This window comes from Rubrivirga halophila, assembly GCF_046845755.1.
Lineage (GTDB): Bacteria > Bacteroidota > Rhodothermia > Rhodothermales > Rubricoccaceae > Rubrivirga.
Genome location: NZ_CP177357.1, coordinates 3319157 through 3344674, shown reverse-complemented (window position 1 = coordinate 3344674; position 25518 = coordinate 3319157). Strand labels below are relative to the sequence as shown.

Below are 25518 nucleotides of genomic sequence, written 5' to 3'. Positions count from 1 at the left end.
CCTTTCGCCCTTGCCCCTTCCCGCTTCCCCCTTGCCCCCACCCCCATGCTCCGAGCCCTCCGCACCGCCGCCCTCGGCATGAGCGCCCAGCAGGCCAGCGTCGACAACACGGCGAACAACCTCGCCAACGCCAACACGACCGGCTTCAAGCGCTCGCGCGTCGCCTTCCAGGACCTGCTGTACCAGAGCGTCCGCGCCGCGGGTGGCGAGGACGGGTCCGCCGGGCCCGCCGCCACGCTCCAGATGGGGCACGGCGCGCTCGCCGTCGCGACCGTCGGCACCTTCACGCAGGGCGGCCTGACCGAGACCGGCAACGCGCTCGACCTGGCCATCAACGGCTCCGGCTTTTTCGCCATCCAGATGCCCGACGGCTCGCGGGCGTACTCCCGCGACGGCTCGTTCACGATGTCGCCCGACGGGATGCTCGTCAACCCGGCCGGCTTCGCCGTCGACCCCGGCATCGAGGTCCCGACCGACGCGCTCGAGCTCCGGGTCCAGGCCGACGGCACGGTCCGCGCCCTGATCCCCGGCGAGACCGAGCCCGTCGAGCTGGGCCAGATCGAGCTGGCGCGCTTCCCCAACCCCGCCGGCCTCCGGTCGCTGGGCGGCAACCTCTTTACCCAGACCGAGGGCAGCGGCGCCCCGGTCGTCGCCCCGCCCGGCGAGGACGGCCTCGGCACGGTCCAGCAGGGGATGCTGGAGTCCTCGAACGTCGACGTGGTCCAGGAGATGGTCGACCTCATCGCCAGCCAGCGGGCCTATGAGATGAACTCGAAGATGGTGCAGGCCGGCGAGGAGATGCTCCAGATCGCGAACGGCGTCAAGCGATGATCGCCCTCGCGACCCTGTTGTTTTCGATTGCCGGCCTGCTTGCGGGCGTGGGCGAGGCGTCCATCGCGGCGCCCCGCTCGGCAGACCCCCCGTCCGCGCAGCGCGCGACGGGAGCGGCCGGCGCCAGCACCCGAGCGCTCCCGCACGGCCGGCACACCGCCGCGCGGACTGTCCCCCTTGGCAAGGGGGACAGCTTGGACGCGCCACGCCAACACGGCTCGGTTTGCGCTCCGTGCGCGCGTCCGAGCGGGGGGTCTGCCGAGCACACCGCCACCGAGGCCGACGTGGCCGCCGCCGCCCGGGCCGCCGTCGCCGCCGTCTGGCCCGACGCCGAGGTCGCCGTCGTCCGCCTCAGCGGCACCGCTGCCGAGGCCGCCCCCCCGCTCCGCGTCGTGTTCGACGACCCCGCTCCGAAGGGCCGCGTCACGGCCCGCGTCGAGCACAAGACCGCCGCCGGCTGGGAGCCCGCCGGCTGGGCCTACCTCGACGTGGCCGTCTTCGAGGCCGTCCCCGTCTTGACGAAGGACGTGTCGCGCGACGAGCCCCTCGCGGGCGCCGTCGCCCTGGAGCGCGTCGAGACGACGACCCTGCGCGACGGCCTGGCCGAGCGCCCCGGCGCCGACTGGCTCGCGACCCGGTCGCTCCGCGCCGGCACCGCCCTGACCGCCCGCCACGTCCGCGCCCCGGCCGCCGCCGAGCCCGGCGAGACCGTCCGCGTCCGCTACACGCGCGGGGCCGTCGTCATCACGCTCGACTGCCAGGCGCGCGAGCGCGGCGCCGTCGGCGAGACGATCACCACGACCTGCCCTTCGGCGCGCGCCACGCGCGTCCGCCTGACCGCCCCCGGCGCCGCCGACTGGACCGCCACCCTCTGATTACGCCCCCCGGACCCATGCCCCGACTCCTCGCCCTGCTCCTGCTCACCGCCGCGCCCGCGTTCGCCCAGGCCGACGTGGCCGTCGCCGAGCCCGCGCCGACCCGCATCGTCTCGATGTTCTCGGCCATCCGCGCCCACCAGCCCGGCGACTTGCTGACGGTCATTCTCGACGAGCGGACTTCGGCCCGGCGCCAGTCCGAGAGCTCCGCCAGCGCCAGCGCCGACGTGTCCGGCGGCGGCGCCGCCTCGACCGGCGGCACCTTCGGGCTCGACGCCGGCGTCGGCGGCCGCCGCGACGCCGACAGCCGGACGGTCCAGAGCGACCTGCTCGTCGGCACCCTGACCGCCCGCGTCGTCGAGGTCGACGGCGCCGGCAACCTGACGATCGAGGGCGAGCGCCGCCTCAACGTCGACGGCGACGTCCACCTGATGACCGTCCGCGGCGTCGTCCGCGCCGCCGACGTCGGCCCCTCCAACACCGTCCTGTCGACCCAGATCGCGAATGCGGACGTGGTCTACGCCCAGGAGGGCGGCCCCAAGTTCTTGAAAGGCCGCTTCCTGACGCTCGTCGGGACGGTCGCCGTGGTCGTCGGCGTGCTCGCCCTCGGCATGATGTCCGGCGGCGGCGCCGACGTGGTCGCGGACATCGCTGCCCCCGCCGCCGAGTAACCCCATGCGCACCGCCCTCCTCCTCGCCCTCGTCGCGGCGCTCGCCGCCCCCGCGCTCGCCCAGCCGTCGGCCAGCGCCCGTCTCAAAGACCTCGTCGTGCCGGCCGGCGCCGCGCCGGTCCAGCTTGTCGGCTACGGCATCGTCGTCGGGCTCGACCGCACCGGCGACCGCGCGCGCGGCCGGTCGAGCGCGCCGTACACCGTCCAGAGCGTGGCCAACATGCTGGAGCGGTTCGGGATCGCCGTCGACCCCCGCACGCTGTCGTCCCGCAACGCCGCCGCCGTCATGGTGACGGCGACCCTCAGTCCCTACGCCGGGCCCGGGACGGCCCTCGACGTGACCGTCGCCTCGCTCGGCGACGCGCGCTCACTCTCGGGCGGGATCCTGCTCCAGACGCCCCTTCTCGACCAGCTTTCGGGCGGCGAGGTCGCCGCGATGGCCCAGGGCTCCGTGCTCACGGGCGCCCTGCTGGCGTCGGCCGCCGGCAGCTCGGCCCGGACCGGCCCCACGAACACCGGCCGTGTCCCGTCCGGCGGGCTCGTCGTCCGCCCCGCGACCGCCGGCGCCAGCGCCGGCCCGCTCGACCTGTCGCTCCTGCGGCCCGACTTCACGAACGCCGTCGCCATCGCGGACGCCGTCAACCGCGCCTTCCCCGACGCCGCCACGGCCGTCCACGCCGGGCTCGTCCGCGTCGCGATCCCGCCCGACGCGAGCGCGGCCGGGCTGATGGCCGCGCTCGAAGGCCTGCGCGTCGGCGTCGACGTGCCCGCGCGCATCGTCGTCAACGAGCGGACCGGGACGGTCGTCGCGGGCGGCGGCGTGACGATCGCCGAGGTGATGATCACGACCGGCGGGCTCACCATCTCGACGGCCGTCGACCCCGTCGTCTCTCAGCCGAACCCGTTGTCCGACGGCGAGACCGTCGCCGTCCCCGTCGGGTCGGTCGACATCGACCAGGAGACGGCCCGATCGGTCGTCTTGCAGCCCAACACGACCGTCGCCGAGCTCGCCGCCGCGCTCAACGAGCTGGGGCTCGCGGCGCGCGACGTGATCGCCGTGTTCCAGGCCATCGACCGCGCGGGCGCCCTCCAGGGCGAGCTCGTCGTCCTCTAAGCCCATGACGCCTCTTCAGCCCACCGTTCCCGCGTCGACCTCGTCGGCCGCCCCGGCTCGCCCGGGCGCCGTCCGAGGCAAAGATGCCCTGTCGCCCGACGAGGCGGCCCGCCAGTTCGAGTCCGTGCTCGTCCGCCAGTTCGTCGAGGTCATGACCAAGGACCTCTTCCAGAGCGATCAGGAGGGCATGATGACCGGCCAGGCCGACCTCCAGCGCGACACCCTCACGGACACGCTGACCGACCACCTCGTCGACGCCGGCACGTTCGGCATCGCCGAGCTGCTGACGGCCCAGTGGGAGCGGGCCGGCCGCGTCCCGGAGACGCTCCCGGCCCCGTCTCCCGACACGGAGCGGCCCGATCCGACCTTTTTTTCCGACGCCGCTAAAGCTCCGGCCCCGCCCTTCGATATGCCGACGAGGACCCCATGACCGACCCCTTCGCCCCCGAACGCGAGGCGCTCGCCTCCATCGCCGCCGCCGCCCGCGCCCAGCGCGAGGCGCTCTCGGACGCCTCCGTGGAGGCCTTCGAGGCCGCCGCGGCCCGCACGCTCGACGCGGTCTCCGAGCTCGAGCGCCGCCGCCGCGAGCGCGTCCGCCGGACGGCCCGCACCGACGCCCCGGCCGCGACGCCCGCGCAACGCACCGCCCTCGAGACCGCCGCCCGCGACGCCCGCGCCGCCTGCGACGCGCTCGAAGGGTCGCTCGAACACGCCGTCGCGCTCGGCCGCGACCTGGTCGGCGCCTGGCGCCGGCTCTCGGCCCCGCCGACGGCCCACGTCTACACCGCTCGCGGCGCGGTCGGCACCCCCGTCGGCCGGGGGACGGTCCGCGCCTAGCCCTCTGGCCCCATGAGCCTTACCAGCCTCTTCTCGACCGCCCGGCAGTCGCTGCTCGCCAGCCAGGCCGGCACGAACGCCACCGCCAACAACATCGCGAATGTCGAGACGCCCGGCTACACGCGCCGGTCGGCCACGCTGCAGGCGACGCCCCGCCAGCGCGGCGGCGTCCAGATCCAGGCGCTCCCCGGCGCCGGCGACGGGGTCCATGTGAGCGGGTTCGACCGGACCCGCAACGGGCTCCTCGACGACGCCGTCCGCCGCGGCCGCGCCGGGTCCGACGGGGCGGGGGAGGGGGCGCTGCTGCTCTCGGCCGTCGAGAACGCCGTCGGCTCCGACGGCACCCGCCTGCTCGACCCGCTCCGCGCCTTTTTCAGCGCGTGGTCGTCCGTCGCCGACGCGCCGGCCGAGCTGGCGCCGCGCGACGCGCTGCTCTCCGAGGGCCAGCGCCTGGGCCAGACGCTGCGGATGGTCGACGCCGGGCTGGCCGGGCTGGAGGCCTCGGCCGAGACCGGGCTCGCGGCGACCGTCGAACGCGCCAACAGCCTGCTCGCGGAGGTCGCCGAGCTCAACACGGTCATCCGCACGGCCCAGTCGCAGGGCGGCCAGGACCTCGACGCGCTCGACCGCCGCGACGTGCTCCTCGACGAGCTCGCCGGCATCGCCCCCTTTTCCGCCCGCGCCCAGCCCGAAGGCGACGTGACGCTCTCGCTCGACGGCATGGTCGTCGTCCAGGAAGGGACGCCCCTCCCGCTCCGCGTCGTCGGCCCGCCCGAGGAGCCCACCACGGCGCTCTTTGCGACGGGCTCGTCGCGCCCGATCGGGCTCGGCGGCATCGAGTCCGGCGTGCTCGGGGCCCAACTCGACACGATCGGCCGCGTCATCCCCGAGACCCGCGCCGCCCTCGACGGCCTGGTGAACACGCTCGTCACGCGTGTCAACGCGGCCCAGGAGTCGGGCACCGGGCTCGACGGCTCGACGGGCCAGCCCTTTTTCGACCCGGCCGGCACGACCGCCGCGACGCTGTCGCTCGCGTCGGGGCTCACCGCCGAGTCCGTCGCCGCCGGGACGTCCGGCCCGGGCGACGGGAGCACCGCCGAGGCCATCAACGGCATCGGCGAGGGGCTCGACGCCACGGCCTCGCGCCTGCTGGCGGGCGTCGGCACCGAGGTCCGCCGTGCCACGGCCGCGTCGGAGGCCAACGCCTCGCTGACGGCCTACGCCGAGGCCCTCCGCTCGGGCGTCTCCGACGTGTCGCTCGACGAGGAGATGACCAACCTCATCAAGTTCCAGCAGTCCTACGCCGCCTCGGCGCGCGTGCTCGAGACGGCCACCCAGATGTTCGACACGCTCCTCGCGATGTAGCCCCCGCGAGCCGGCGGCCCCCCGCCGACCCCGCGCCCCCCGACCCCATGCCCCGCCCCGTCGTCACCGCCCTCACGCGCGCCGTCGCGCAGTCGGCCTCCGACCGCGCCCTGCCCCGCGCGCGCGCCGCCGTCGACACGCTCACGGCCCAGCTGGCGACCGGCAACCGCATCCAGCGGCCCTCCGACGACCCCGCCGGGTTCGCCCAGGCCGCCTCGCTGTCCCAGCTCCAGGACCAGCTCGGCCGCTACGGCGAGTCCATCGACGCGGCCACGTTGTGGACCGACCGCACGCAGGCGGAGCTCGGCGCGCTCGGCGACCTCTTTACCGAGGCCAAGGTGCTCGGCCTGCGCGCCGCGAACGGCGTCCTCACGACCGACCAGATGGCCGACGAGGTGGAGGGCCTGCGCGACGAGGCCATCGCGCGCCTCAACGCCCAGAGCGGCGGGGAGTACCTCTTCGCGGGGACCCAGACCGACACCGCGCCCATCGACCCGTCCGGCGCCGTCGCCACGGCCGACTTCTCGGGCGAGCGCCGCCGCGAGGTGGCCCCCGGCTTGCGCGTCACGCTCAACGTCACGACCGCCCTCGAGGTCGACGGCGTCTCGGCGCCCGACCGCCTCCAGGCCCTCGCCGACGCCATCCGCTCCGGCGAGGCGACCGACATGACCGCCGCGCTCGACGGCGTCCAGGCCGGCATCGACCACTACGCCCGGATCGGGGGCCAGAGCGGCGCCGTCTCGCGCACGCTCCTCCACGCCCGCGACGCCATCGAGACGCAGGACATCCAGGCCGGCGAGCGGCGCGCCCAGATCGAGGAGATCGACCTGGCCTCGGTGCTCGGCGCCTTGCAGCGCCGCCAGACGGGCCTCGAGGCCGCCCTCCGCGCTTCCGCCGCGACCGTCCAGCAGTCGCTGCTGAACTACCTGTAGGCCCGCTGGCGCCAGCGGCAGGTCCGCGCCGGTCGGCTGGCGCAAGCCCCACGGCTGGCACGAGCCCCGGACCTCCGCCTGATAGCTGCCCCCTCATCCGAGGGGTGTTTTTTGTCTCGGCGTCGCGCCCGTCGCCGGCTGCGGCAACGCGGGGGAGTTGACCTTCTTAAGTAAGAGGGGGGGCGCTGGCGCAGGCGGGGCTCGCGCAAGCCTCGTCGTCGCGCCGCGGGATCCCACGGCGTGGGTGCCAGCGGCCGGTTGGCGCACGCGGGACTGGCGCGAGCCCACACACGACGTCCTCGCTGAGAGCCGCCCGGGGAGGGCCGGGCGGCCTCCGAGACCCGGGGGCAGGCCCGAGCTGCTCGCCCCGACGGAACGACTGCGATCACAGGTGGATGGGCCTTCTTTAGGGGCGCCCGCCGCCGGGCCTGGGCACCCTGCGCCGGCGTCGACATGGGGCCATCGGGAACGGTCGCGTTCCAAGACGACGCGCTAAACCGAAAATCGACCGCCCAGACCGGTCCGGCATGAAAGGCCCCCGGGCGGTCTCGATAAGGGCTCCGTGGCCGGATCCCCCGGCTCGCCAGAACACTCCCACGCACCGCCCTCCGGGTTTTGCCATGTCTTTCCGCATCAACACCAACACGCAGGCCGCGATGGCCCTGTCGTCCCTCAACAAGACGTCGAACGAGATCGGCTCGCGTCAGCTCCGCCTCGCCACCGGCAGCCGGATCAACTCCGCCGCCGACGACTCGGCCGGCTTCACGATCTCGAACAAGCTGACCGCCACGACGCGGGGCCAGGCCCAGGCGCTGAGCAACATCGGCGACGCCAAGTCCATGATGACCGTCGCCGAGGGCGCGCTCACCACGACCATGGACATCCTGCAGACGATGAAGGAGAAGGCCGTCCAGGCTGGCAACGACTCGCTCGGCGCCGACGAGCGCTCCGCCATCCAGAGCCAGGTCGATGCGCTCACGGCCGAGGTCAACGACATCCTCGGCGGCGCCGACTTCAACGGCAAGAGCCTCTTCGACGACACCGGCGCGACCGCGCTCACGTTCCAGGTCGGCGACAAGTCCGGCGACTCGTTCGACGCCTCGATCGCCCAGATGGGCATCGGCACGCTCTCGATCGGCAGTGTGTCCGCCGGCACCGGCGAGGTCGCCTCCACCGGAACCGTCGACGTCACGGCCGGCTCGAACTACGCCGCCTGGGGCGCCACCAACGCCCCGACCGTCGACGCGACCGACTACAAGGGCGATGTCCAGACCCTCTTCTTCAAGTACGACGACTCCGAGGACTCCATCCTCGTCTCGGACACGGACAACTTCTCGAACCCGATCGGCCGGCTCGCCGCCAACACCGGCGACACGGAGTTCACCTACAACACGGGCGACGGCAACATCACCATCACGACCGACGCGCTGACGGCGGGCGAGGACGGCGAGGGCTTCCAGGTCGACCTCTCGAAGTACACCGCGGGGACGAACGCCGGCGACGTCACCTCGTCGCTCACCCTGACGACCGCCTCGGGCGCCCAGACGGCCCTCGACACCATCGACGCGGCCATCAAGAAGGTCAACACCGCGGCCCAGGGCTTGGGCGACCAGCAGAACCGCCTCGACTTCAAGGCCCAGAACCTGGAGACCTCGAAGACGAACTACGAGGCGGCCAACAGCCGGATCGCCGACGCCGACTTCGCCAAGGAGCAGATGGAAGTCGTCAAGCTCCAGATCCTGCAGCAGACGGGCTCGGCCATGTTCGCCCAGGCGAACTCCTCCGGGCAGTCCGTCCTCTCGTTCTTCTAGAGCGGGCGCCTCTCGGCCCGGGGCTGACGCCCCGGGCCTGACCAGGGCGGGTCCCAACACGGGGCACCCGGTTCTGGCGAACACTCCGGGCCCCGCCCTCCAGCCCGCTGGCGCCAACGCGCCAGCGGGCTGGACGCGTTTTGCGCCAGCGGGGCAGGGGAGGGGGCAGCCTGGCGCTCCCATCCGCTTTCCCCTGAGTCAGGAAGAACCTGCCGGGTGCTCTAAAGCCCCTTGCGGCCGCCTCGATACTGCACGCACGGCTCCCCCTCTTCCCGTCTCCCCACTCTGATGTCCGCCTCCGCCCTCCGCCAGTACCAGCACCAGGCCGTCCGCTCGGCCTCGCCCGCCGCGCTCGTCGACAAGCTCTACGGCATCGGCATGACGGCCGCCCGCTCGGGCGACGCCCTCCGCACGCGCCGGGCCCTCGTCGAGCTGACCTCGGCGCTCGACCTCGAGCGCGGCGGGGAGCTGGCGGCCTCGCTCCGCGAGCTCTACGCCTTCGCCATCCGGTCGGCGAACGCCGGGGACCTCGGCATCGTGGCCGAGCTGCTCGAAGGGCTCCGCCAGGCCTGGCGGGCCGGGCCGCTGGCGTCGGAGCGCTCGGCGGACGGGACCGGGCTCCAGGCCGTTCGCGAGCCCGCGCTCGCCGCGTAACCCATGACCAACGTCTCCACCATCGCCAACTCGGGCTCGGTCTACGAGCAGCTGATCTCGCAGGTGATCGCTGTCGAGTCGCAGCCGCGCCTCAAGCTCCGGTCGCAGCAGTCCGACCAGACGGTCTACAAGGCGATCCTCAGCGATTTCTCGAGCAAGGTCTCGGCGCTCGACGGCGTGCTGGACCGGCTCACGGACCCCCTGCAGACCCCGTTCGCAGGGAAGGCCGCGACGGTCGGCTCCGGCGGCGGGTTCACGGCGACGGCCGCCGACGGCGCCAGCGTGGGGCGCCACGACGTCGAGGTCCGCTCGCTCGCGCGCGCCGACGCCCGCCTGTCCAAGCGGTTCGACGACAACGGTGCGACGCTGGTCGGCCTGTTCACGGACCCCGGCGACCCCGGCGACATCTTTACGCCGGCCACCCCGGCCTCCGTCGGCGAGCGGTCGTTCACCATCCAGGTCGCCCAGCCCGACGGCGCCGACCCCGTCGACCTCGCCGTCGCCTACACGCCCGCCGAGGGGGCGACGGACGAGGAGATCCTGACGGGCCTCGCCGCGGCCATCTCGAGCGCGGCCACCCAGGCCGAGGCCGACGGCCTGCTGGCGGAGGGCACCGGCGTCTCGGCCGCCGTCGTCTCTGAGACCGACGGGACCTCGCGGCTGTCGCTCCGGGGCGAGGCGACCGGCTACACGAATCGGCTCGCCTTCTCCGACCCCGACGGCATCCTGGCCGCCCTCGAAGTCGACCGGACGGAGGTCCGCTCGGGCACGGGCGGCGGCGCCGTCTACGCCGTAGGCACCAGCCACGAGGACTCGGCGCTCAGCGCCTCGCTGACCATCGACGGGCTCGACGTCTACCGCGACTCCAACACCATCGACGACGCGCTCGCCGGCGTGACGCTGTCGCTGACGGGCGTCTCCTCCGACGGCCCGGCCTCGCTCGAGATCGGGGCCGACAGCAAGGGCATCCGAACCGACGTCGAGGCGTTCGTCAAGGCGTACAACGGGCTGTCCAGCTTTATCCGCACCAAGACGGCCGTCGACCCCGAGGCCGGCACGCGCGGCGTGTTCGCCAGCGACGCCACGGTCCGCGGCCTCCGCTCGGGCCTGCGCACCGACCTCGCCCGCGCCGTCACCGACGACGGGCCCATCCGGAGCCTGGCGGACCTCGGCATCTCGACGGCTCGGGACGGGACGCTCACCATCGACACGGCCGCGCTCACGGCGGCCATCGAGGCCTCGCCCGACGCCGTCGGCGCCCTCTTCACCGGCGACGACGGGCTCGCGGCCCGGTTCTCGGCCCGGACGGAGGGGCTCACCGGCGCCGCCGGCACGCTCGCCCAGCGCCGCACGTCGGCCGACCGCCGGATCGCCAGCCTCGACGCTCAGATCGAGCGGTTCGACGCGCGGATCAGTCGCCGCGAGGACTCGCTGCGCGCCCAGTTCGCGCGCCTGCAGGAGGTCTCGATGCAGGCACAGAACCAGCAGGCCTCGCTCCTCTCCCTCTTCTACTTCTAGGCCATGCCCACGCCCTTCCACGACGTGCTCGACGCGGGCGACCGCCTGGTGGCTGCGCTCACGGCCGGCGACCTCAGCCGAGCCGCGGCCGAGCTCCACGCGCGGGCGGCCCTCATCGACGCGCTCGGCGACGCGCCGGGCCCGCCCCCGGCGGGGCTCGGCGAGCGGTTCCGCGAGCAGGACGAGCGCCTGCGCACCGTCCTGCGCGGCGGCCTCCGCTCGCTCGCCGACGACCTCGCCGCGACGGGCCGCACGGCCGCCGCCGCCGGCGCGTATGCCCGTCCCGCCCCCCCCGCGCGCCTCGACACGGGCCGACAGGTCGCCGTCTCTTCACAGACCAGCGCTTAAGACCCCCCGCGCCCCCTCGATCCATTCTGTAGCCCCTCCGACTCCACCACGTCATGACCATCTCCGATCGCCCCGACCCGCAGGCGAAGCCGCTTGCCGCTGCGGTCCGCCCGGTCCGCCCCGACGGCCCCGCCGTCGAGGGCGAGCGCCCCGCGGGGTCGCCCCCCCCGCCGTCCGAATCCGGCGACCGCGTCGAGATCTCGGCCGCGGGCCGGGCCCAGGCCGCCACGACCTCGTCGGAGGCGAACGCCGACCTCGACTCGGCCCGCGTCGCCCTCCGCTCCACGGCCGACCTCGACGCCGCCCGCGTCGCCTCGCTCCGCGCCGACGTGCGCGCGGGCCGGTTCGACCAGCCCGAGGTGATCGCCCGGGTCGCCGAGGCCGCCGTCCAGAACCTCACCGACTAAACCGAGCGGAGCCGGACCGCCGTGACGGCGCCGACTCCGCTCGGGACCGGCTCGCCAGAGGCCGGAGGTCAGCGTCGTCGGCGGGCCAGGCGCCACCGGCCGTGGCCCCGGCCGCGGGGCACCAGCGAGTCCGCCCTAGGCCGCGAGCGGGACCGTGCCCTCCTCGCGGTACTTTTTGAGCTTGTTGCGGATCGTCCGGTCCGAGATCCCGAGCTGCTCGGCGGCGCGGACCTGGTTGCCCCCGCACGTGTCGAGGGCCGTCAAGATCATCTCCCGCTCCATCTCGTCGAGCGTCGTCACCGACCGCGCGCGCGCGGCGAGCCCGCCCGACGGCGCGTGGTCGACGAGGTCGGCGTGGTCGACGTCGGCCACCTCGATCGTCTCGCGCTCGGCCGAGAGCACCACGCCCCGGTGGACCAGGTTCTCGAGCTGGCGCACGTTGCCCGGCCAGTCGGCCGCGGCAAAGCGGGCCAGCAGCGCGTCCGAGAGCGCCTTCGGGCCGAGCCCGTAGAGCGCGCGGTACTTCTCGACGAACACGCCGGCCAGCAGCGCCACGTCGTCGCCGCGGTCGCGGAGCGGCGGGAGCGCGACGGGGAACACAGCGAGCCGGTGGTAGAGGTCGTCGCGGAAGCTGCCGTCGGCGATGGCCTCGGTCACGTCGCGGTTCGTGGTCGCCACGATGCGCACGTCGACGGCCTTGGGGCGGCGCGCGCCGACGGCCTGGACCTCGCCCTCCTGCAACACGCGGAGCAGCTTGGCCTGGATCTCGGGGGCCACCTCGGTCACCTCGTCGAGCAGCAGCGTCCCGCCGTCGGCCTCCTCGAAGACGCCCGTGTGGTCGGCCGTGGCGCCGGTGAAGGCGCCCTTTTTGTGGCCGAAGAGCGCGCTCTCGACCAGCTCGCGCGGCAGGTTCGCGCAGTTGACGGCCACGAACGGGCCGGTCCGCCCACTCCGGGCGTGGACGTAGCGCGCCATGACCTCCTTGCCCGTCCCGCTCTCGCCGTGGACGAACACGGGCGCCTGGCTCGCCGCCACGCGGTCGGCCAGGTCGCGCAGCCGCACGATCGCCGGGTGCTCGCCGACGAAGGCGACGCCGCCCGCGACCGGCTTGCCCCCGCCCGCCGCCGCCCGCCCGGGCCGCCGCCGCCCCCCGGCGGGCTCCGTGCGCGCCGCCTCTCGCCGCGCTTCGATCTGGCCGAGCACGCGGTCCGCCAGCCCATCGACGGAGAACGGCTTCGGGAGGTAGTCGACGGCGCCGCTCGTCATCGCCTGCACGGCGTGCTGCACGCTCGCGTGGCCCGTCATCATAATGGCCGGGAGCGAGGGGTAGTTCTCACGGACGTGCGCGAGCAGCTCGAACCCGTCCATGTCGGGCATCTGGAAGTCCGTCAGCACCAGGTCGAACGGCTGGTCGCGCAGCAGCTCGACGGCCGTCATCGCGTCGCCGGCCGTCGTGACGGCGGCGCCGCGTCGGCCCAGCAGTCGCGCCACCACGTCGCGCAGGGGGAGTTCATCGTCGACGAAAAGGACGCGGGGGGCGTCAGCCATAGGTGGTGGGATCTGTCGGGGAGGCGAGCACGCCGGGGGGGCTCGGCGGAGGGGGACTCAATCAGGAAAGTAGTGGAGGAGTAGACGGGATGCGGTAGGGCGGAGAGGCGGCCACAATAGTCAGGATTGTATAAGTAGTTAAAAATCAAGTTTTACGCGCCGGACGGGCCGCGGGGGTGGGCGGCCCGGGCGCGGGGCGCCCACTCCGTCACGTACGGTCGGGTATCGTGTCAAACGTAGGCGCGCTCGACCCCGACCCGAGGCAACCCTTTCCGTCGGGCCCGGACGATGGTTCCGTCTGTTGGAACAAGGAATCGGCGTTGGTAGCCGAAAATGGGCTGTTTGAAAGCCTTGTGGGCCGGTTTCCCCACCGGGGCCGGCGTGGCACCCCCTTGGCAAGGGGGTCCACAGATACGGGAAATCCCCACGATGAACACGCCGCCTGTCCTACTTCTCCGCAACGCGATGCAGGCCTATGCCTGGCGCATGGAGAGCCTCGCCTCGAACGTCGCCAACCTCGACACGCCTGGGTACGACCGGCTGGAGGTCCGCTTCGAGGAGTCGCTCCAGCGCGCCCGGCGCGGCGGGCCCGGCGTGGCCCAGGAGGTCGGTGCCGAGATGCTCCAGGAAGACCGCGCTCCCGTGCTCGAGGACGAGCTGATGGCGCTCGCCGACACCCAGATGCGCGTCCAGCTCGCCACGCGCGCCCTGCACGAGCACTTTTCCCTGGTCCGCACCGGGATCACCGGCCGGACCGGCTAAGCCATGCTCTCCCCCCTCCGCTCCTTTAGCCCCTTCCGCACGGCCGCTCGCGGCCTCGAGGCCCAGCGCGTCGCGCTCGGCGTGGCGACCGAGAACGTCGCCAACGCCATGACGACGCGGACGGCCGACGGGACGGCCTACCAGCCCAAGCGGACCGTCCATGAGGCGCCCGCCGCGCTCCGGCGCTTCCAGGCCTCGCTCGGCCAGGCCACGCTCTCGCTCCGCAGCACCGACGCCCGCCACATCGGCGGCACGACGCGGTCGCGGCTGGCGGACGGGCCCGAGCTCGGCCCCCAGACCGAGGTCGTCGGCGAGGCGCGTGAGCGGCTCGAGTACGACCCCACGCACCCCGACGCCGACGCCGAGGGCTACGTCCACTACCCGGACATCAACGTCGTCGACGAGATGGCGCGGATGATCTCGGCCAACCGGATCTACGAGGCCAACCTCACCTCCGTGAAGGCGGCCAAAGAGATGATCAAGCGATCCCTCGACATCTGACCTCCCCCATACGGCTCACACCGACATGACCGGACTCTCGCTTCAGACGGCCCAGCCGTCCACCCCCATCCGCCGCCCGGCCGCGCCGGCGGCGGCGGCCCGGCTCTCCGCCGCCGAGCACGCCCGCATCGCCGACGCCTTCCCGGCCAAGCCGACCGTCGCCCAGCGGCTCTACGGTGCCGACCGCTCCGTGCAGGCGGCGCCCGCGCTCGGCAGCCGGCTCGACCTCCGGGGCTGAGATGACCGTCGCCGCCCTCGCCGCCCGCGTCCAGTCCGGCGGCCCGATCCGGGTCCAGAGCCAGCCCTCGGAGGGGCCCGCGCCCAAGGGCCCCGCCTTCCGCGAGACGCTCACCGACGCCGTCGGCCGCGTCGACGCCGCCCAGAAGACGGCCGACGCCCAGGTCGAGGCCTTCATCGCCGGCGAGACCGACAACGTCCACGACGTGACGATCGCGATGAACCAGGCCGAGCTCCACTTCCAGTTGCTCGCCGAGGTCCGCAACAAGCTGCTCGACGGCTACCAGGAGCTCATGCGGATGCAGGTGTAGCGAGGTCGTCGGTGATCGGTCGTCGGTCATCGGACTCCTCCACCCCGCAGCCCCGAGGTCGGACCCCCGACCACCGCGAACTGACCACCGAGAACTGACCCCCCATGCTCGCCCGCTTCCGCCAGTCGTTCGACCAACTCCCGCCCGCCCGCCGCCTCCAGCTGGGGGCCGTCGTGGTGGGCGTCGTGGTGGCGCTCCTCGCCGTCGGCCGGTGGGCCTCCCAGCCCAACTACGCGCTCCTCTTCGGGAGCCTGCCCGCCGCCGACGCCGGCCGCATCGTCGAGCAGCTCGACGCCCAAGGCGTGACGTACGCCCTGCGCGACGGCGGCACGGCGGTCTACGTGCCGTCCGACGAGGTCTACGGCCTCCGCCTGCGGATGGCGACCGAGGGGGTCGTCTCGGACGGCCCGGCGGGCTACGAGCTCTTCGACGGCGGCACGCTCGGCATGACGGACTTTATGCAGCGGCTCAACATGAAGCGGGCGCTCGAGGGCGAGCTCGCGCGGACGATCGGCGCGATCCGCCAGGTCCGGCGCGCGCGCGTCCACCTCGTGCTCCCGGAGCGGAGCCCCTTCCGCGACCGCCAGGCCGCCGCGTCGGCCTCCGTCGTGCTCGGCGTCGGGGGGACGCTGGCGGCGGACCAGGTGGCCGGGATCGCCGCGCTCGTCGCCGGCGCGGTCGAGGGGATGTCGCCCGCCGAGGTGACCGTGCTCGACGAGGCCGGCCGGATGCTGACCGGGCCGGGCGCCTCGGGCGCCGACGCCGGCCTGTCGACGATGCAGGTCAAGATGCGCCAGGAGGTGGAGGCGCACCTCGCCGAGGCGGGCCAGTCGATGCTCGACCGGATGCTCGGGCCCGGCCGCGCCGTCGTCCGCGTCGCCGCCGACCTCGACCTCTCGCGCACGAGCACCGAGACGAACGAGGTCGACCCCGAGAGCCAGACGGCGATCTCGGAGGAGACGCAGGCCGAGACCGGGCAGGGCGTCGGCGCCGAGTCGTCGGTCCGCAACTTCGAGGTCAGCCGCACGACGACGCGCTCGGAGCGCGAGGCCGGCACGATTCGCACGCTGACCGTCTCCGTCCTGCTCGACGAGGCCGCCCCGGCCCCCGACCTCGCGCGCCCGCCGGAGGGCGGCGAGGCCACGCCGACGCCGTTCACCGACGAGCAGCTCCGCCAGATCGAGGCGCTCGTCAAGAACGCTGTCGGCTACGACGACGAGCGGGGCGACCGCTTCGCGGTCCAGCAGATCCGCTTTTCGGCGCCGGCCGAGCCCGAGGCCAGCCTGTTCTCGAACGTCGACGCGTCGGTCTACATCGGGCTCGCGCTCCGCTACGGGGTGATGATCCTGGTGCTCCTCCTGGGCTACCGCCTGCTCCGCCGGGTCGCCGACGGGGCCCTCGCCCCGGTCGACGCCGACGCCGCGCCCGGCCCGTCCCCGAGCGCCCCCCAGCTCGCGCCCGCCCCGCCCGCCGAGCTCGCGCCCGCCGACCAGCCCCAACTGGCGGCGGCCGGCCAGCCCCAACTGGCGGTCGGCGCCGACGGGCAGCTGCTCGGCTTGTCCGAGGCGGGCGCCCGCGCCACGATCGAGGCCGTCGAGGCCGACCCGTACGCGGCCAAGCTCTCGCCCGAAGCCCGCCGCCTCGCCGAGGCGAGCGAGCTCGTCGAAACCCTGCGCGCCTCGGTCGCCGCCGACGCGCCTGCCGCCGCCGCGACCGTCCGCACCTGGCTCCACGAGTCCGCCGGCTAGCGCCCCCGCGACGCCCCCGACGGCCCCCCCGACCGACTCCCCCGACCGATGCTCACTTCCCCTTCCTTCGACGCCCTGACCGGGACCCAGCGCGCGGCCGTCCTGGTCGTCGCGCTCGGCGTCGAGACCGCCAGCCAACTGCTGCCCGCGCTCGACGACGACGAGGTCGAGCGGCTGACCGTCGAGGTCGCCCGCCTGGACCGCGTCCCGGCCGCGCTCGTCGCGGACGTGCTGGTCGCGTTCCAGGCCGCCGCCAGCACGGCCGCGCCGGTCGAGGCGGCCGGCGGGCTCGACGCCGCCCGCGCCCTGCTTGGCGGGCTCGACGACGACCGCGCCGGGGCCATCCGCCCGCGCCTCGAGGCGGCAACCGAGGGGGCCGGTTTCGACCTCTTGAAATCCGTCCCGGCGGAGGATCTGGCATCCTTCCTGGCCGACGAGCACCCGCAGGCCGCCGCCGTCATCCTGTCGCAGCTCCCCGCGCGGGCGGCCGCCGCGACGCTGGAGCACCTCCCCACGGACACGCAGGGCGAGGTCATCCGCCGGCTCTCGACGCTGACCACCCCGCCTGCCAGCGCGCTCAGCGCGCTCGACGCCGCGCTCCGCCAGCACTTCGGCGCGCGGCGGGCGCCCCGGGAGAACGGGGTCAAGCGGGTGGCCAACATCCTCACTCAGGCGGGCGAGGCCACCGGCCAGCTCATCCTCGGCGACCTCCACACCCGGACGCCCGAACTGGCGACCCAGATCGAGGAGCTCCTCTTCGTGTTCGGCGACCTCGTCACGCTTCAGCCCCGCCAGCTCGCCGTCCTCCTCTCGCGCGTGGAGCAACCCGTCCTCGCCTGCGCCCTCGTCGGCAGCGACGAGGCCTTCAAGGCGAAGGTCTTTGAGAACGTCAGCGAACGCGTTCGGGACGGGATCCGGGAGGAGATCGAGATGCTCGGGTCGGCCCCCAAGGCCGAGGTCGAGGTGGCCCGGCGGATTGTGGTCGGGATGGTCCTCGAAATGGCCGACGCCGGCGAGCTCTCGCTCGAGCCCGCCGAGCCCGTCGAGGCCTAGATGCCGACCGCCCACATCCTGCGCGGCCGGCCGTCGCAGCCGTACACGTTTGGCGCGCTGGCCGAGGAGGCTCCCGGGCCCGCCCCGTTCGTCGCGCTCGACACCGACGCCCCGTCGGCCATCGACGGGTTCCTCCCGTTCTCCGTGCCCACCGAGACGGCCGGCCCGGACCCGGCGTCGTACGCCGCGGGCCAGGCCGACGGCCTCGCCGAGCGCGAGGCCCAGGTGACGGCGCTCCAGGCCGAGGTCGACCGGCTGTCCGCCGCCCTCGACGACGCCCGGGCCGTCGCCGCCAAGCGCGCCGCCTTTGCCGAGACCGCCGCCGGCGCGCTCCGCACCCGGTGGGACGAGGCGGTCCGCGGGCTCGAAGCCCCGCTGATCGGGCTGGCGGTCGAGGTCGCCGAGGCCGTCCTCGACGCGCCGCTCAGCGCGGCCCAGAGGGCGGCCGCCGACGCCGCGCTCGCCGGCGCCATCGACGCCGTCGGCGGCAAGGCCCCGGTGACCGTCGCGCTCCACCCCGTCGACCTGCTCCACGTCCAAGAGACCGGGCTCGCCGCCTCCATCGAGGCCACGCACGCCGGCCTGCGGTGGGAGGCCGACCCTGGGCTCGCCGAGGGCGACTGGGGCGTCTCGACCTCGGCCGCCGCCATCCAGCACATCCGCGCCGACATGATGACGGCGCTCCGCGCCCGCCTGTCCGTCCCCACGTCATGATCGCCGACGCCCTCCGCACGCTCCGCCAGTCGCCGCCCGGGCCCATCCACTTTGGGCGCGTCGTGTCGGCGACCGGCCTGGTCATCGAGGCGACCGGCCTGGAGGCCGCCATCGGCGAGATGTGCACGATCCGCCCCGACGGCGCCTCCGGCGCGACCGTCCCGGCCCAGGTGATCGGGATCCGGGGCGAGGCCGCGCTGCTGATGCCGCTCGGCGAGGCGGCCGGCCTCCGCGCCGGGAGCCTGGTCGAGCGCGGCGCGCGCGAGCACGCCGTCCCCGTCGGCGACGGGCTGCTGGGCCGCGTCGTCGACGGGGGCGGCCAGCCGATCGACGGGCTCGGCCCGCTCCGCCTGACCGAGAACCGCGCCGTCCGGGCCGACCCGCCGGCCCCGCTCGACCGCCAGCTTATCGACGCCCCGCTGGCGACCGGCGTCCGCGCCATCGACGGGCTGCTGACGATGGCCAAGGGCCAGCGCGTCGGGATCTTCGCCGGGTCCGGCGTCGGCAAGAGCACGCTGCTGGGCACGATCGCCGCGCGGTCCGAGGCCGACGTCAACGTGATCGCGCTGATCGGCGAGCGCGGGCGCGAGGTCCGCGAGTTCGTCCACGACACGCTCGCCCCCGAGGTGCTGGCGCGGTCCGTCGTCGTCGCCGTCACCGGCGACCAGGCGGCGCTGGCGCGCGTCAACGGCGCGCTCGTGGCGACGGCCATCGCCGAGCATTTCCGGGATGCCGGAAAGGATGTCCTCCTGATGATGGACTCCGTGACGCGCGTGGCCCAGGCCCAGCGCGAAATCGGGCTGGCCGCCGGCGAGCCCCCGACCACGCGCGGCTACACGCCCAGCGTCTTCGCCCTGCTGCCCCGCATCCTCGAGCGTGCCGGGCCCGGCGCCGTCGGCACCATCACGGGCCTGTTCACGGTCCTCGTCGACGGCGGCGACCTCGACGAGCCGATCGCCGACGCCGTCCGCGGCATCTTGGACGGGCACATCGTGCTGTCGCGCAAACTGGCCGATTCAGGCCACTTTCCGGCCATCGACGTGCCCGCCAGCGTGTCGCGCGTGATGCCCCGCGTGACGACCGACGCCCACCGGCAGGCCGCCCGCGACGCACGCGCGCTGATCGCCGACTACCGCGACGTCGAGCCGCTCGTCCGCGTTGGCGCCTTCGCCCCCGGCCAGGACCCCGCCGCCGACCGCGCCGTCGCCTTGCAGCCGGCGCTCACCGCCTTCCTGCAGCAGGGCCCGGACGAGGCCGCCGACGACGTGGCCGGCGCGCTCTCGGCACTCGTGGCCCGGTCGTTGCCCTCTCCGGCATAGCCCCCCCTCGACCCCATGGCCCGCTCCCGATTCCAGTTTCCCCTCGACCCCGTCCTGCGCTTGCGCGAGCGGTCGGTCGACACCGCGCGCGAGGCGTTGGGCGCCGCCGTCTCCACGCGCGCCGAGGCCGAGGCCCGGGCCGCCCGGGCCGCCCAGGCCATCGACGCCGCGCTCGCCCCGGCCGACACGACGACCGTCGCGGCCTTTGGCGGGCACGCCGCCCACCGCGACCGCCTGCGCCGCGCCGAGGCCGCCGCCGTCGCCGCCGCCGAGCGCGCCCGCATCCAGGAGAGCGCCACGCGCACCGCGCTCGCCGCCGCGCTCCGCCAGCACCAGGCTGTCGACGCGCTCCGCGACGAGGCCGCCGACGCCCACCGTGCCGACGCCGCCCGCGCCGAGATCGCCGAGCTCGACGATCTCGCCACCCTCCGTGCCCGATGAAGACGCTCCTGCTCACGGTCGGCCTGACCGGCATGTTCTTCGCCGTCGGCGTCCTGTTCCTCAAGGGCGGGCTGCCCGGCCAGAGCGCCGACGCCGAGACGCCCCCCGACTCGTCGGCCGCCGGCCCCGCCGCGGCCGACCCCGTCGACGCGCTCGCCGACGAGCTGGCCGTGCTCCAGCGCCGGCTCGCCCACGCCGAGTCCCAGGCCGACTCGCTCCGTCGTGTGATCGACGAGCGTGACGTGGCCGTCTCTGCCGAGGATGCCGAGGCCACCGCCGCCGCCGCCCAGGTCACAACCGAGCTGGCGACGACGCTGGCCAAGATGGACGACGACCCGCTCGCGGCGGTCGTGCAGCGGCTCGACGGCCGCTCGTTCGTGCGCCTCTACGACGCCGCGAGCGCCCGCAACCGGGGCCGCCTGCTCGACGCGCTGACGCCGGCCCAGGCCGCCGCCTTCGTGCGCCACCGCCTGCCCGGCGCCGCCCCCGTCCACCTCGCCTCGGCCGCCGACACCACCGCCTCCCGATGATGCCTCCCCTCGACACCGTGTCCGCGCTCGGCGCCGCCGCTGGCGCGCCCGCCAACGCCCCCGCTCCCGCGCCGGGCTTTGGCGACCTGCTGTCGGCCTCGTCGGGGCCGGCCGCGCCGTCGGCCGACGCGCCCGCGATCGAGGCCTATCCGCTGGACGGGCTCGGCCTCCACTCGGCGTCGGTCTCCCTTCCGCTGGAGGGGCTCTCGACCTCGGTGACCGGGCTCACCGCCAGGTCCACACCGGCCGACGAGGAGGTGGCCGCTGCGGCTGCCGAGCCGGAAGGGACGGAAGGGGCGCCGACTGGCGGTCCTGCAGAGGGCGAGCCCGCGGCGCTCACCGCCGTCGGTGAGGACGCGCCAGCCTCGGACGTTGGCCCGGCTCTTCGGGCGCTGAGCCCCTCCGGGGCGCGCGATACGACACCGGCCGATGGCGCCTCGGGATCCGGCAGGACGACCGGGGAGGACCGGCCGGGGATCCCCCTGGCGAAGCTCCCTCCGCGGCCCGCTGGCGACTCCGCAGATGCCCCGGTCCCCGCGACTGACCGGGGGGGCGTACCCGCCGCCGCCTCGCCCGACCGCGAAACGCCCGCCCCCGAGGCCCCGTCGGACGCCGCCGGGCCGTCGGTACGGACCGCGGGGGGGGAGGCCCCCTCGGCCAAGCCCGTCTCGGCGCCGGACCCGACGCGCCGCCCTCTCGCAGGTCCCGACGACCCCGACCCGGGCACGCGGCCCCTGGCCCCGATCGCGACGGACCCGCGCGGCACGGCGCGCACGCCGCTGACAGAGCGCCCGGTCCCCGCCGACCCCCGCGGCACGGCGCGCACGCCGCTGACAGAGCGCCCGCCCTCCGCCGACCCGCGCGGCACGGCCCGCGCGCCGCTGGCAGCGCCCTCTCGGCCGATCGGCCCGGCCCCTTCTCGCCCGGTGCCGCCGGCGCCCGTCGACCCGGGGCCCGTCCCCACCGACACGCCGGCGACCGAGGCGCCGCCGGCCCCCTCCCGTCCCGGCGCGCCTGACGTGCCTGCTGCGCCCGACCCGCCTGCCGGGCCGCTCCGGCTGGGTGGCCGTGGAATCCCCGTCGCCAAGCCGCCGACCGCGCTCCCGCCCGACCCCTCCGCCAGCGAGACGCCGCCCGGGCCGCCGCCCCCGACCGCCCCGGCCGCCCCGGCCGCGCCGACCGCCACGCCGACCGCCATGCCGATCGCCGCGCCGACCGCTGCGTCGACGCTAGCGGCAGGCTTCGCGCCCGGGCCCTTTCCTGCCGCCGAAGTCGCCGCCGCGCTCGCGGCCGTCGCCAGCGACGAGGCCGAGCTGGGCGCGCCGGACGCCGGTCTGGCCGACACGCCCGAGAGCGTCGCCGCCAGCGCCGCGCCGGCCTCGCCCTCCGCCCCGACGCGGTCGCCCGCCGTGGCCCGGCTCGCCGCCCCCGCGTGGGGCCGCGCGCTCGACGCCGCCGGCGGCCGTGCCGTCCGGCTCGACCTCCCCGACGGCGGCTCGGTCCGCCTGCAGGCCGCCTCCGGCGCCGACGGCGTCGCCGTCTCGGTCCGCTTTAGCGACCCCGACCTCCAGGCGCTGGCGGGCGCGCACGCCGCCCAGCTCCGCGAGGTGCTCGACGCCCACTTCGGCGAGCCGGTCCACCTCACCATCGCCGACGCGACCTCGGCCTCGGCCGACGGCCGCGCCGACGGCGACACCGCGTCCGGCGACCGCTCCACCGGCCAGCCCTCGGTCTCTTCGGACCCGTCCTCGTCCCCCGCCACCCCCTCGCCCGCTCCGGTCGTCACCGGCCGGTACGAGTGGTTCGGCTAAGCCCCGCCCCCCCATGACCGTTTCCTCTGCCTCCGCCGCCCAGCAAGCGGGCTCCGCGAGCTCGGCCGGCGCCCTTGGCGGCCCCGATCTCGGGCGCGACGAGTTCCTCCAACTGCTCGTCGCCCAGCTCCGCAACCAGGACCCGACGAACCCACAGGACGGCCACGAGTTCGCCGCCCAGCTGGCGCAGTTCTCCCAGGTCGAGCAGCTCACGAGCATCAACGAGTCGGTGCAGGGGCAGGCCCGCCAGCTGGCGGCGCTGTCGTCCGGCGTCGAGGGGCTCCGCGCGGGCCAGACGGCCCTGTCGGGCGCGCTCTCCAACCGCATCGACCTCGGCTCGGCGACCGCGCTCATCGGCCAGACGGTCGAGATGAGCGGCGCGACGGTCGAGTGGAGCGGCGGCGCCGCAGCCCAGATCCCCGTCCGCGTGGGCGCCGAGGTCCGCGAGGTGACGGCGGTCGTGCGCGACGCCAGCGGCGCGGCCGTCCGCACGATCCGCGTCGGCGGGCACGCCGCGGGCGACCTCTCGATGACCTGGGACGGCGCGCTCGACGACGGCTCGGCGGCCCCCCACGGCGCCTACACCATCGACGTCTCGGCCGTCGGCGCCGGCGGCGAGGCCGTGCCCGCCACGGCCGTCACGACCGGGGCCGTCGAGCGGCTGTCGGTCGAGGGCGACGGCGTCTTCCTCTCCATCGGCGGCCGGGCGTTCCCCTTCGGCAGCCTGCTCGCCGTCTTGCCCGACGCGGCCCCCACGTCCGGCGCCTCCCAGCCCGGCTCGACAGGCACCTTCGACATCCCCCGCTGACGCCCATGACCCGACCGCCGACCTGACCGACCGCGCCGCCCCGGCGCCCTCCGCTTTCTCCCGGCCCGCTCCCCGCCTCGTCCGAGGCCGCCCCGTCCGGGGCCAGGGCCCCCGCCGCGACGCCCCCGTCCGGCCCATCCCCCGCTCCCATGATCCGCTCCCTCCGCACCGGCATCACCGGTCTCCGCAGCAGCCAGCTCCGCCTCGACGTCATCGGCAACAACATCGCCGGCGTCAACACGGCCGGCTTCAAGCGCTCCCGCGTCCTGTTCCAGGACGCCCTCGCCCAGAACGTCTCGACCGGCGGCCGCCTCATCGGCCACAACACCTCGATGACTTCCGACGTCGGCAACGGCGTTTCCGTCTCGGCCGTCGACCAGGTCTGGAGCCAGGGCGCGCTCGAGTACACCGACTTGGCGACCGACCTCGCGATCGCGGGCGACGGCTTCTTCGTGGCCTCCAGCGCCCAGGGCAACGTGCTCACGCGCAACGGCGCCACGCTCTTCGACGCCGACGGCTTCCTGGTGACGACCGGCGGCCTGCGCGTCCAGGGCTGGCTGGCGGGCCCGAACGGCTCGATCCAGACCGGCGCGCTCCAGGACATCCAGGTGGACCCCAACGCGAGCGACCCGCCCGTCCAGACGACCGAGATCACCGTCGCGGGCAACCTCGCCTCCGACCGCGCCGTCGACCCCGACGACCCGGTCACGATGTCGTCGGTGATCTACGACGGCACCGGCCGCGCCTACACGGCCGTGTTCGAGGTCGAGAAGACGGCCGAGGGCGAGTGGTCGGTGACCGGCGCCAAGCTGATCGACGGCGACACCGAGACCGACCTGACGATCGCCAACGGCGACCTCACCTTCGACACCGACGGCAACCTCACCGCCGGCGGCGCCGTCGACATCACGGGCGCCTTCCCGGACGGCTCGGCGCTCGCCTTCGACCTCGACCTGTCGACGGTCACCCAGTATGGCGGCTCGACGACCACGGCCGTCGAGAGCCAGAACGGCGCGGCCGTCGGCGAGCTCGTCGACTTCGGGTTCGACCAGGCGGGCACGCTCGTCCTCTCGTTCTCGAACGGCCAGCGCCGGTCGGTCGCCCAGCTCGCCGTCGGCATGGTCGGCAATCCGGACGGGCTGAGCCAGGTCGGCGACGGGTTCTACACGACGACGGCCGCCTCGGGCGACCTCCAGATCGGCCGGGCCGGCTCGGAGATCGCGGCGGGCGTCATCTCGGGCGCGCTGGAGTCGAGCAACGTGGACCTCGCCCAGGAGTTCACCGAGATGATCGTCGCCCAGCGGAGCTACCAGGCGAACGCCCGCGTCATCACGACCTCGGACGAGTTGCTCCAGGAGACGGTCCAGCTCAAGCGATAGGCCGCACCGTCGGCTCTAACGACGGCGGCTCCGGGACGTGGTGGTCCGGAGCCGCCGTTGGTGTGTCGGGGGGCAGCGCACGGGCCGGCCGGCGGCCCAAACAGACGGGCGGGACGGCACGCCAGCGTTCCTGCTCGCCGGGTCCGAAGGGGGGCGGCGTGGAGCCGCCCGGCCAGGCGTCGAAAACGGCTCCGTCTCCCCCCGCGCATGGAAAAGTCTACCCCCATCGGCCTCGTCGCCGGCCTCGTCCTCGTGTTCGGCTCGGTCGCCATGGGCGACGGGGCCTCGACCTTCTTCGACCCGAAGTCGTTGCTGATCGTCGTCGGGGGGACCTTCGCCGGGCTCCTCGTCACGTTCACCATGGACGAGATGAAGCTGTGCCTGGGGAGCGCGAAGGGCCTCTTCGGGTTCGCGATGCCGGACTACGACGCGCTCGCCGAGCAGCTCGCCGACTTTGCGCGGACGGCCCGCCGCGACGGCCCGCTCGCGCTCGACGCCCGCCTCGCCGAGGTCGACGACCCCATCCTGACGAGCGCCCTCGAGATGGCCATCGACGGGATCCCCGCCGACCGCGCCGAGGCCACCCTGAAGACGCTCGCCAGCGAGGCCGCCCGGCCCGGCGCCATGTTCACGTCGTTCCTCAACAAAGCCGGCATGTACGCCCCGGCGTTCGGGATGGTGGGCACGCTCATCGGGCTCATCCAGATGCTCCAGAACCTCAACGACCCGTCCGCGATCGGCCCGGCGATGGCCGTGGCCATGATCACGACGTTCTGGGGGGCGCTCTTGGCCAACCTGGTGTTCCTGCCGATGGCGGGCAAGGCGCGGACCCAGATGCTGGCGCGCGCCAAGGCCCACGAGATGATCCGGATCGGGGCGATCGGCCTGCTCACGGGCGAGGCCCCCGCCGCCATCGCCCAGCAGCTGGCCCCCTACACCGGCGGCGACGGCCAAGCCGACGACCCCGCCCCGCTCCGCCGCGCCGCCTAAGCC

General features: G+C 74.8%; 28 protein-coding genes. 27 read left to right on the top strand and 1 reads right to left on the bottom strand.

The window, feature by feature from the left end:
- Window positions 1-45: 45 nt before the first annotated feature.
- The 13 genes from flgG (at window position 46) to ACLIRP_RS14600 (ending at window position 11363) form a co-directional block, all read left to right on the top strand.
- A complete protein-coding gene (flgG, locus tag ACLIRP_RS14660; protein ID WP_412061207.1) occupies window positions 46-831 on the top strand; it encodes a flagellar basal-body rod protein FlgG in 786 nt (261 codons plus the stop codon).
- A 284-nt stretch (window positions 832-1115) separates the two neighbouring features.
- Window positions 1116-1706, top strand: coding sequence for a flagella basal body P-ring formation protein FlgA (locus ACLIRP_RS14655; RefSeq protein ID WP_412061206.1), 591 nt, complete (start codon window positions 1116-1118; stop codon window positions 1704-1706).
- Between the two features lie 17 nt (window positions 1707-1723).
- Window positions 1724-2377 (top strand): flagellar basal body L-ring protein FlgH, encoded by a 654-nt coding sequence (locus ACLIRP_RS14650; protein ID WP_412061205.1) that lies wholly within the window; start codon window positions 1724-1726, stop codon window positions 2375-2377.
- Window positions 2378-2381: 4 nt separating this feature from the next.
- Window positions 2382-3491: a flagellar basal body P-ring protein FlgI gene (gene flgI / locus ACLIRP_RS14645; protein WP_412061204.1), complete on the top strand. Its 1110-nt coding sequence runs from the start codon at window positions 2382-2384 to the stop codon at window positions 3489-3491.
- A 4-nt stretch (window positions 3492-3495) separates the two neighbouring features.
- Entirely contained in the window at window positions 3496-3921 is a 426-nt protein-coding gene (locus tag ACLIRP_RS14640) for a hypothetical protein (protein WP_412061203.1), read from the top strand.
- Entirely contained in the window at window positions 3918-4328 is a 411-nt protein-coding gene (locus ACLIRP_RS14635; RefSeq protein ID WP_412061202.1) for a hypothetical protein, read from the top strand. The genes ACLIRP_RS14640 and ACLIRP_RS14635 overlap by 4 nt, the downstream gene beginning before the upstream one ends.
- Window positions 4329-4340: 12 nt before the next feature.
- Entirely contained in the window at window positions 4341-5693 is a 1353-nt protein-coding gene (flgK, locus tag ACLIRP_RS14630) for a flagellar hook-associated protein FlgK (protein WP_412061201.1), read from the top strand.
- 47 nt (window positions 5694-5740) lie between these two features.
- A complete protein-coding gene (locus ACLIRP_RS14625) occupies window positions 5741-6625 on the top strand; it encodes a hypothetical protein (RefSeq protein ID WP_412061200.1) in 885 nt (294 codons plus the stop codon).
- A gap of 620 nt (window positions 6626-7245) precedes the next feature.
- Window positions 7246-8436, top strand: coding sequence for a flagellin (locus ACLIRP_RS14620; RefSeq protein ID WP_412061199.1), 1191 nt, complete (start codon window positions 7246-7248; stop codon window positions 8434-8436).
- 288 nt (window positions 8437-8724) lie between these two features.
- Window positions 8725-9090 carry a flagellar protein FliS gene (locus tag ACLIRP_RS14615; RefSeq protein ID WP_412061198.1) on the top strand — a complete coding sequence of 122 codons (366 nt, stop codon included), beginning with the start codon at window positions 8725-8727 and terminating at the stop codon, window positions 9088-9090.
- A 3-nt stretch (window positions 9091-9093) separates the two neighbouring features.
- The gene (gene fliD / locus ACLIRP_RS14610) at window positions 9094-10608 is read left to right on the top strand and encodes a flagellar filament capping protein FliD (protein WP_412061197.1); all 1515 of its coding nucleotides are present in this window, start codon (window positions 9094-9096) and stop codon (window positions 10606-10608) included.
- 3 nt (window positions 10609-10611) lie between these two features.
- The gene (locus tag ACLIRP_RS14605; protein WP_412061196.1) at window positions 10612-10956 is read left to right on the top strand and encodes a hypothetical protein; all 345 of its coding nucleotides are present in this window, start codon (window positions 10612-10614) and stop codon (window positions 10954-10956) included.
- A 53-nt stretch (window positions 10957-11009) separates the two neighbouring features.
- Window positions 11010-11363, top strand: coding sequence for a hypothetical protein (locus tag ACLIRP_RS14600; protein WP_412061195.1), 354 nt, complete (start codon window positions 11010-11012; stop codon window positions 11361-11363).
- Between the two features lie 135 nt (window positions 11364-11498).
- On the opposite strand, the gene ACLIRP_RS14595 is transcribed toward ACLIRP_RS14600, so the two are convergent.
- Window positions 11499-12911: a sigma-54-dependent transcriptional regulator gene (locus ACLIRP_RS14595; protein ID WP_412061194.1), complete on the bottom strand. Its 1413-nt coding sequence runs from the start codon at window positions 12909-12911 to the stop codon at window positions 11499-11501.
- A gap of 429 nt (window positions 12912-13340) precedes the next feature.
- Between ACLIRP_RS14595 and ACLIRP_RS14590 the strand changes: the two genes are divergently transcribed.
- From ACLIRP_RS14590 to ACLIRP_RS14525, 14 genes are all read left to right on the top strand, one after another.
- A complete protein-coding gene (locus tag ACLIRP_RS14590; protein ID WP_412061193.1) occupies window positions 13341-13673 on the top strand; it encodes a flagellar basal body rod protein FlgB in 333 nt (110 codons plus the stop codon).
- A 3-nt stretch (window positions 13674-13676) separates the two neighbouring features.
- On the top strand, window positions 13677-14174 hold the full coding sequence (flgC, locus tag ACLIRP_RS14585) for a flagellar basal body rod protein FlgC (RefSeq protein ID WP_412061192.1): 498 nt from the start codon (window positions 13677-13679) through the stop codon (window positions 14172-14174).
- Between the two features lie 25 nt (window positions 14175-14199).
- The gene (locus ACLIRP_RS14580; RefSeq protein WP_412061191.1) at window positions 14200-14412 is read left to right on the top strand and encodes a hypothetical protein; all 213 of its coding nucleotides are present in this window, start codon (window positions 14200-14202) and stop codon (window positions 14410-14412) included.
- A gap of 1 nt (window position 14413) precedes the next feature.
- Window positions 14414-14722, top strand: coding sequence for a flagellar hook-basal body complex protein FliE (fliE, locus tag ACLIRP_RS14575; RefSeq protein WP_412061190.1), 309 nt, complete (start codon window positions 14414-14416; stop codon window positions 14720-14722).
- Window positions 14723-14826: 104 nt separating this feature from the next.
- Window positions 14827-16470 carry a flagellar basal-body MS-ring/collar protein FliF gene (gene fliF / locus ACLIRP_RS14570; protein WP_412061189.1) on the top strand — a complete coding sequence of 548 codons (1644 nt, stop codon included), beginning with the start codon at window positions 14827-14829 and terminating at the stop codon, window positions 16468-16470.
- Window positions 16471-16518: 48 nt separating this feature from the next.
- Complete coding sequence (locus ACLIRP_RS14565; RefSeq protein ID WP_412061188.1) at window positions 16519-17523, top strand: flagellar motor switch protein FliG; 1005 nt, start codon at window positions 16519-16521, stop codon at window positions 17521-17523.
- Window positions 17524-18237 (top strand): hypothetical protein, encoded by a 714-nt coding sequence (locus ACLIRP_RS14560; protein ID WP_412061187.1) that lies wholly within the window; start codon window positions 17524-17526, stop codon window positions 18235-18237.
- A complete protein-coding gene (locus ACLIRP_RS14555) occupies window positions 18234-19556 on the top strand; it encodes a FliI/YscN family ATPase (RefSeq protein WP_412061186.1) in 1323 nt (440 codons plus the stop codon). Before ACLIRP_RS14560 ends, ACLIRP_RS14555 begins: the two co-directional genes overlap by 4 nt.
- Window positions 19557-19571: 15 nt before the next feature.
- Window positions 19572-19997, top strand: a complete 426-nt coding sequence (locus ACLIRP_RS14550; RefSeq protein WP_412061185.1) for a flagellar FliJ family protein — start codon at window positions 19572-19574, stop codon at window positions 19995-19997.
- On the top strand, window positions 19994-20527 hold the full coding sequence (locus ACLIRP_RS14545) for a hypothetical protein (RefSeq protein ID WP_412061184.1): 534 nt from the start codon (window positions 19994-19996) through the stop codon (window positions 20525-20527). The genes ACLIRP_RS14550 and ACLIRP_RS14545 overlap by 4 nt, the downstream gene beginning before the upstream one ends.
- Before the next feature lie 926 nt (window positions 20528-21453).
- Window positions 21454-22338, top strand: coding sequence for a hypothetical protein (locus ACLIRP_RS14540; RefSeq protein WP_412061183.1), 885 nt, complete (start codon window positions 21454-21456; stop codon window positions 22336-22338).
- A gap of 13 nt (window positions 22339-22351) precedes the next feature.
- On the top strand, window positions 22352-23146 hold the full coding sequence (locus ACLIRP_RS14535; protein ID WP_412061182.1) for a flagellar hook assembly protein FlgD: 795 nt from the start codon (window positions 22352-22354) through the stop codon (window positions 23144-23146).
- Between the two features lie 149 nt (window positions 23147-23295).
- Complete coding sequence (locus tag ACLIRP_RS14530; RefSeq protein WP_412061181.1) at window positions 23296-24525, top strand: flagellar hook protein FlgE; 1230 nt, start codon at window positions 23296-23298, stop codon at window positions 24523-24525.
- Between the two features lie 207 nt (window positions 24526-24732).
- Window positions 24733-25515: a motility protein A gene (locus ACLIRP_RS14525; RefSeq protein WP_412061180.1), complete on the top strand. Its 783-nt coding sequence runs from the start codon at window positions 24733-24735 to the stop codon at window positions 25513-25515.
- The last annotated feature ends 3 nt before the right edge of the window (window positions 25516-25518 follow it).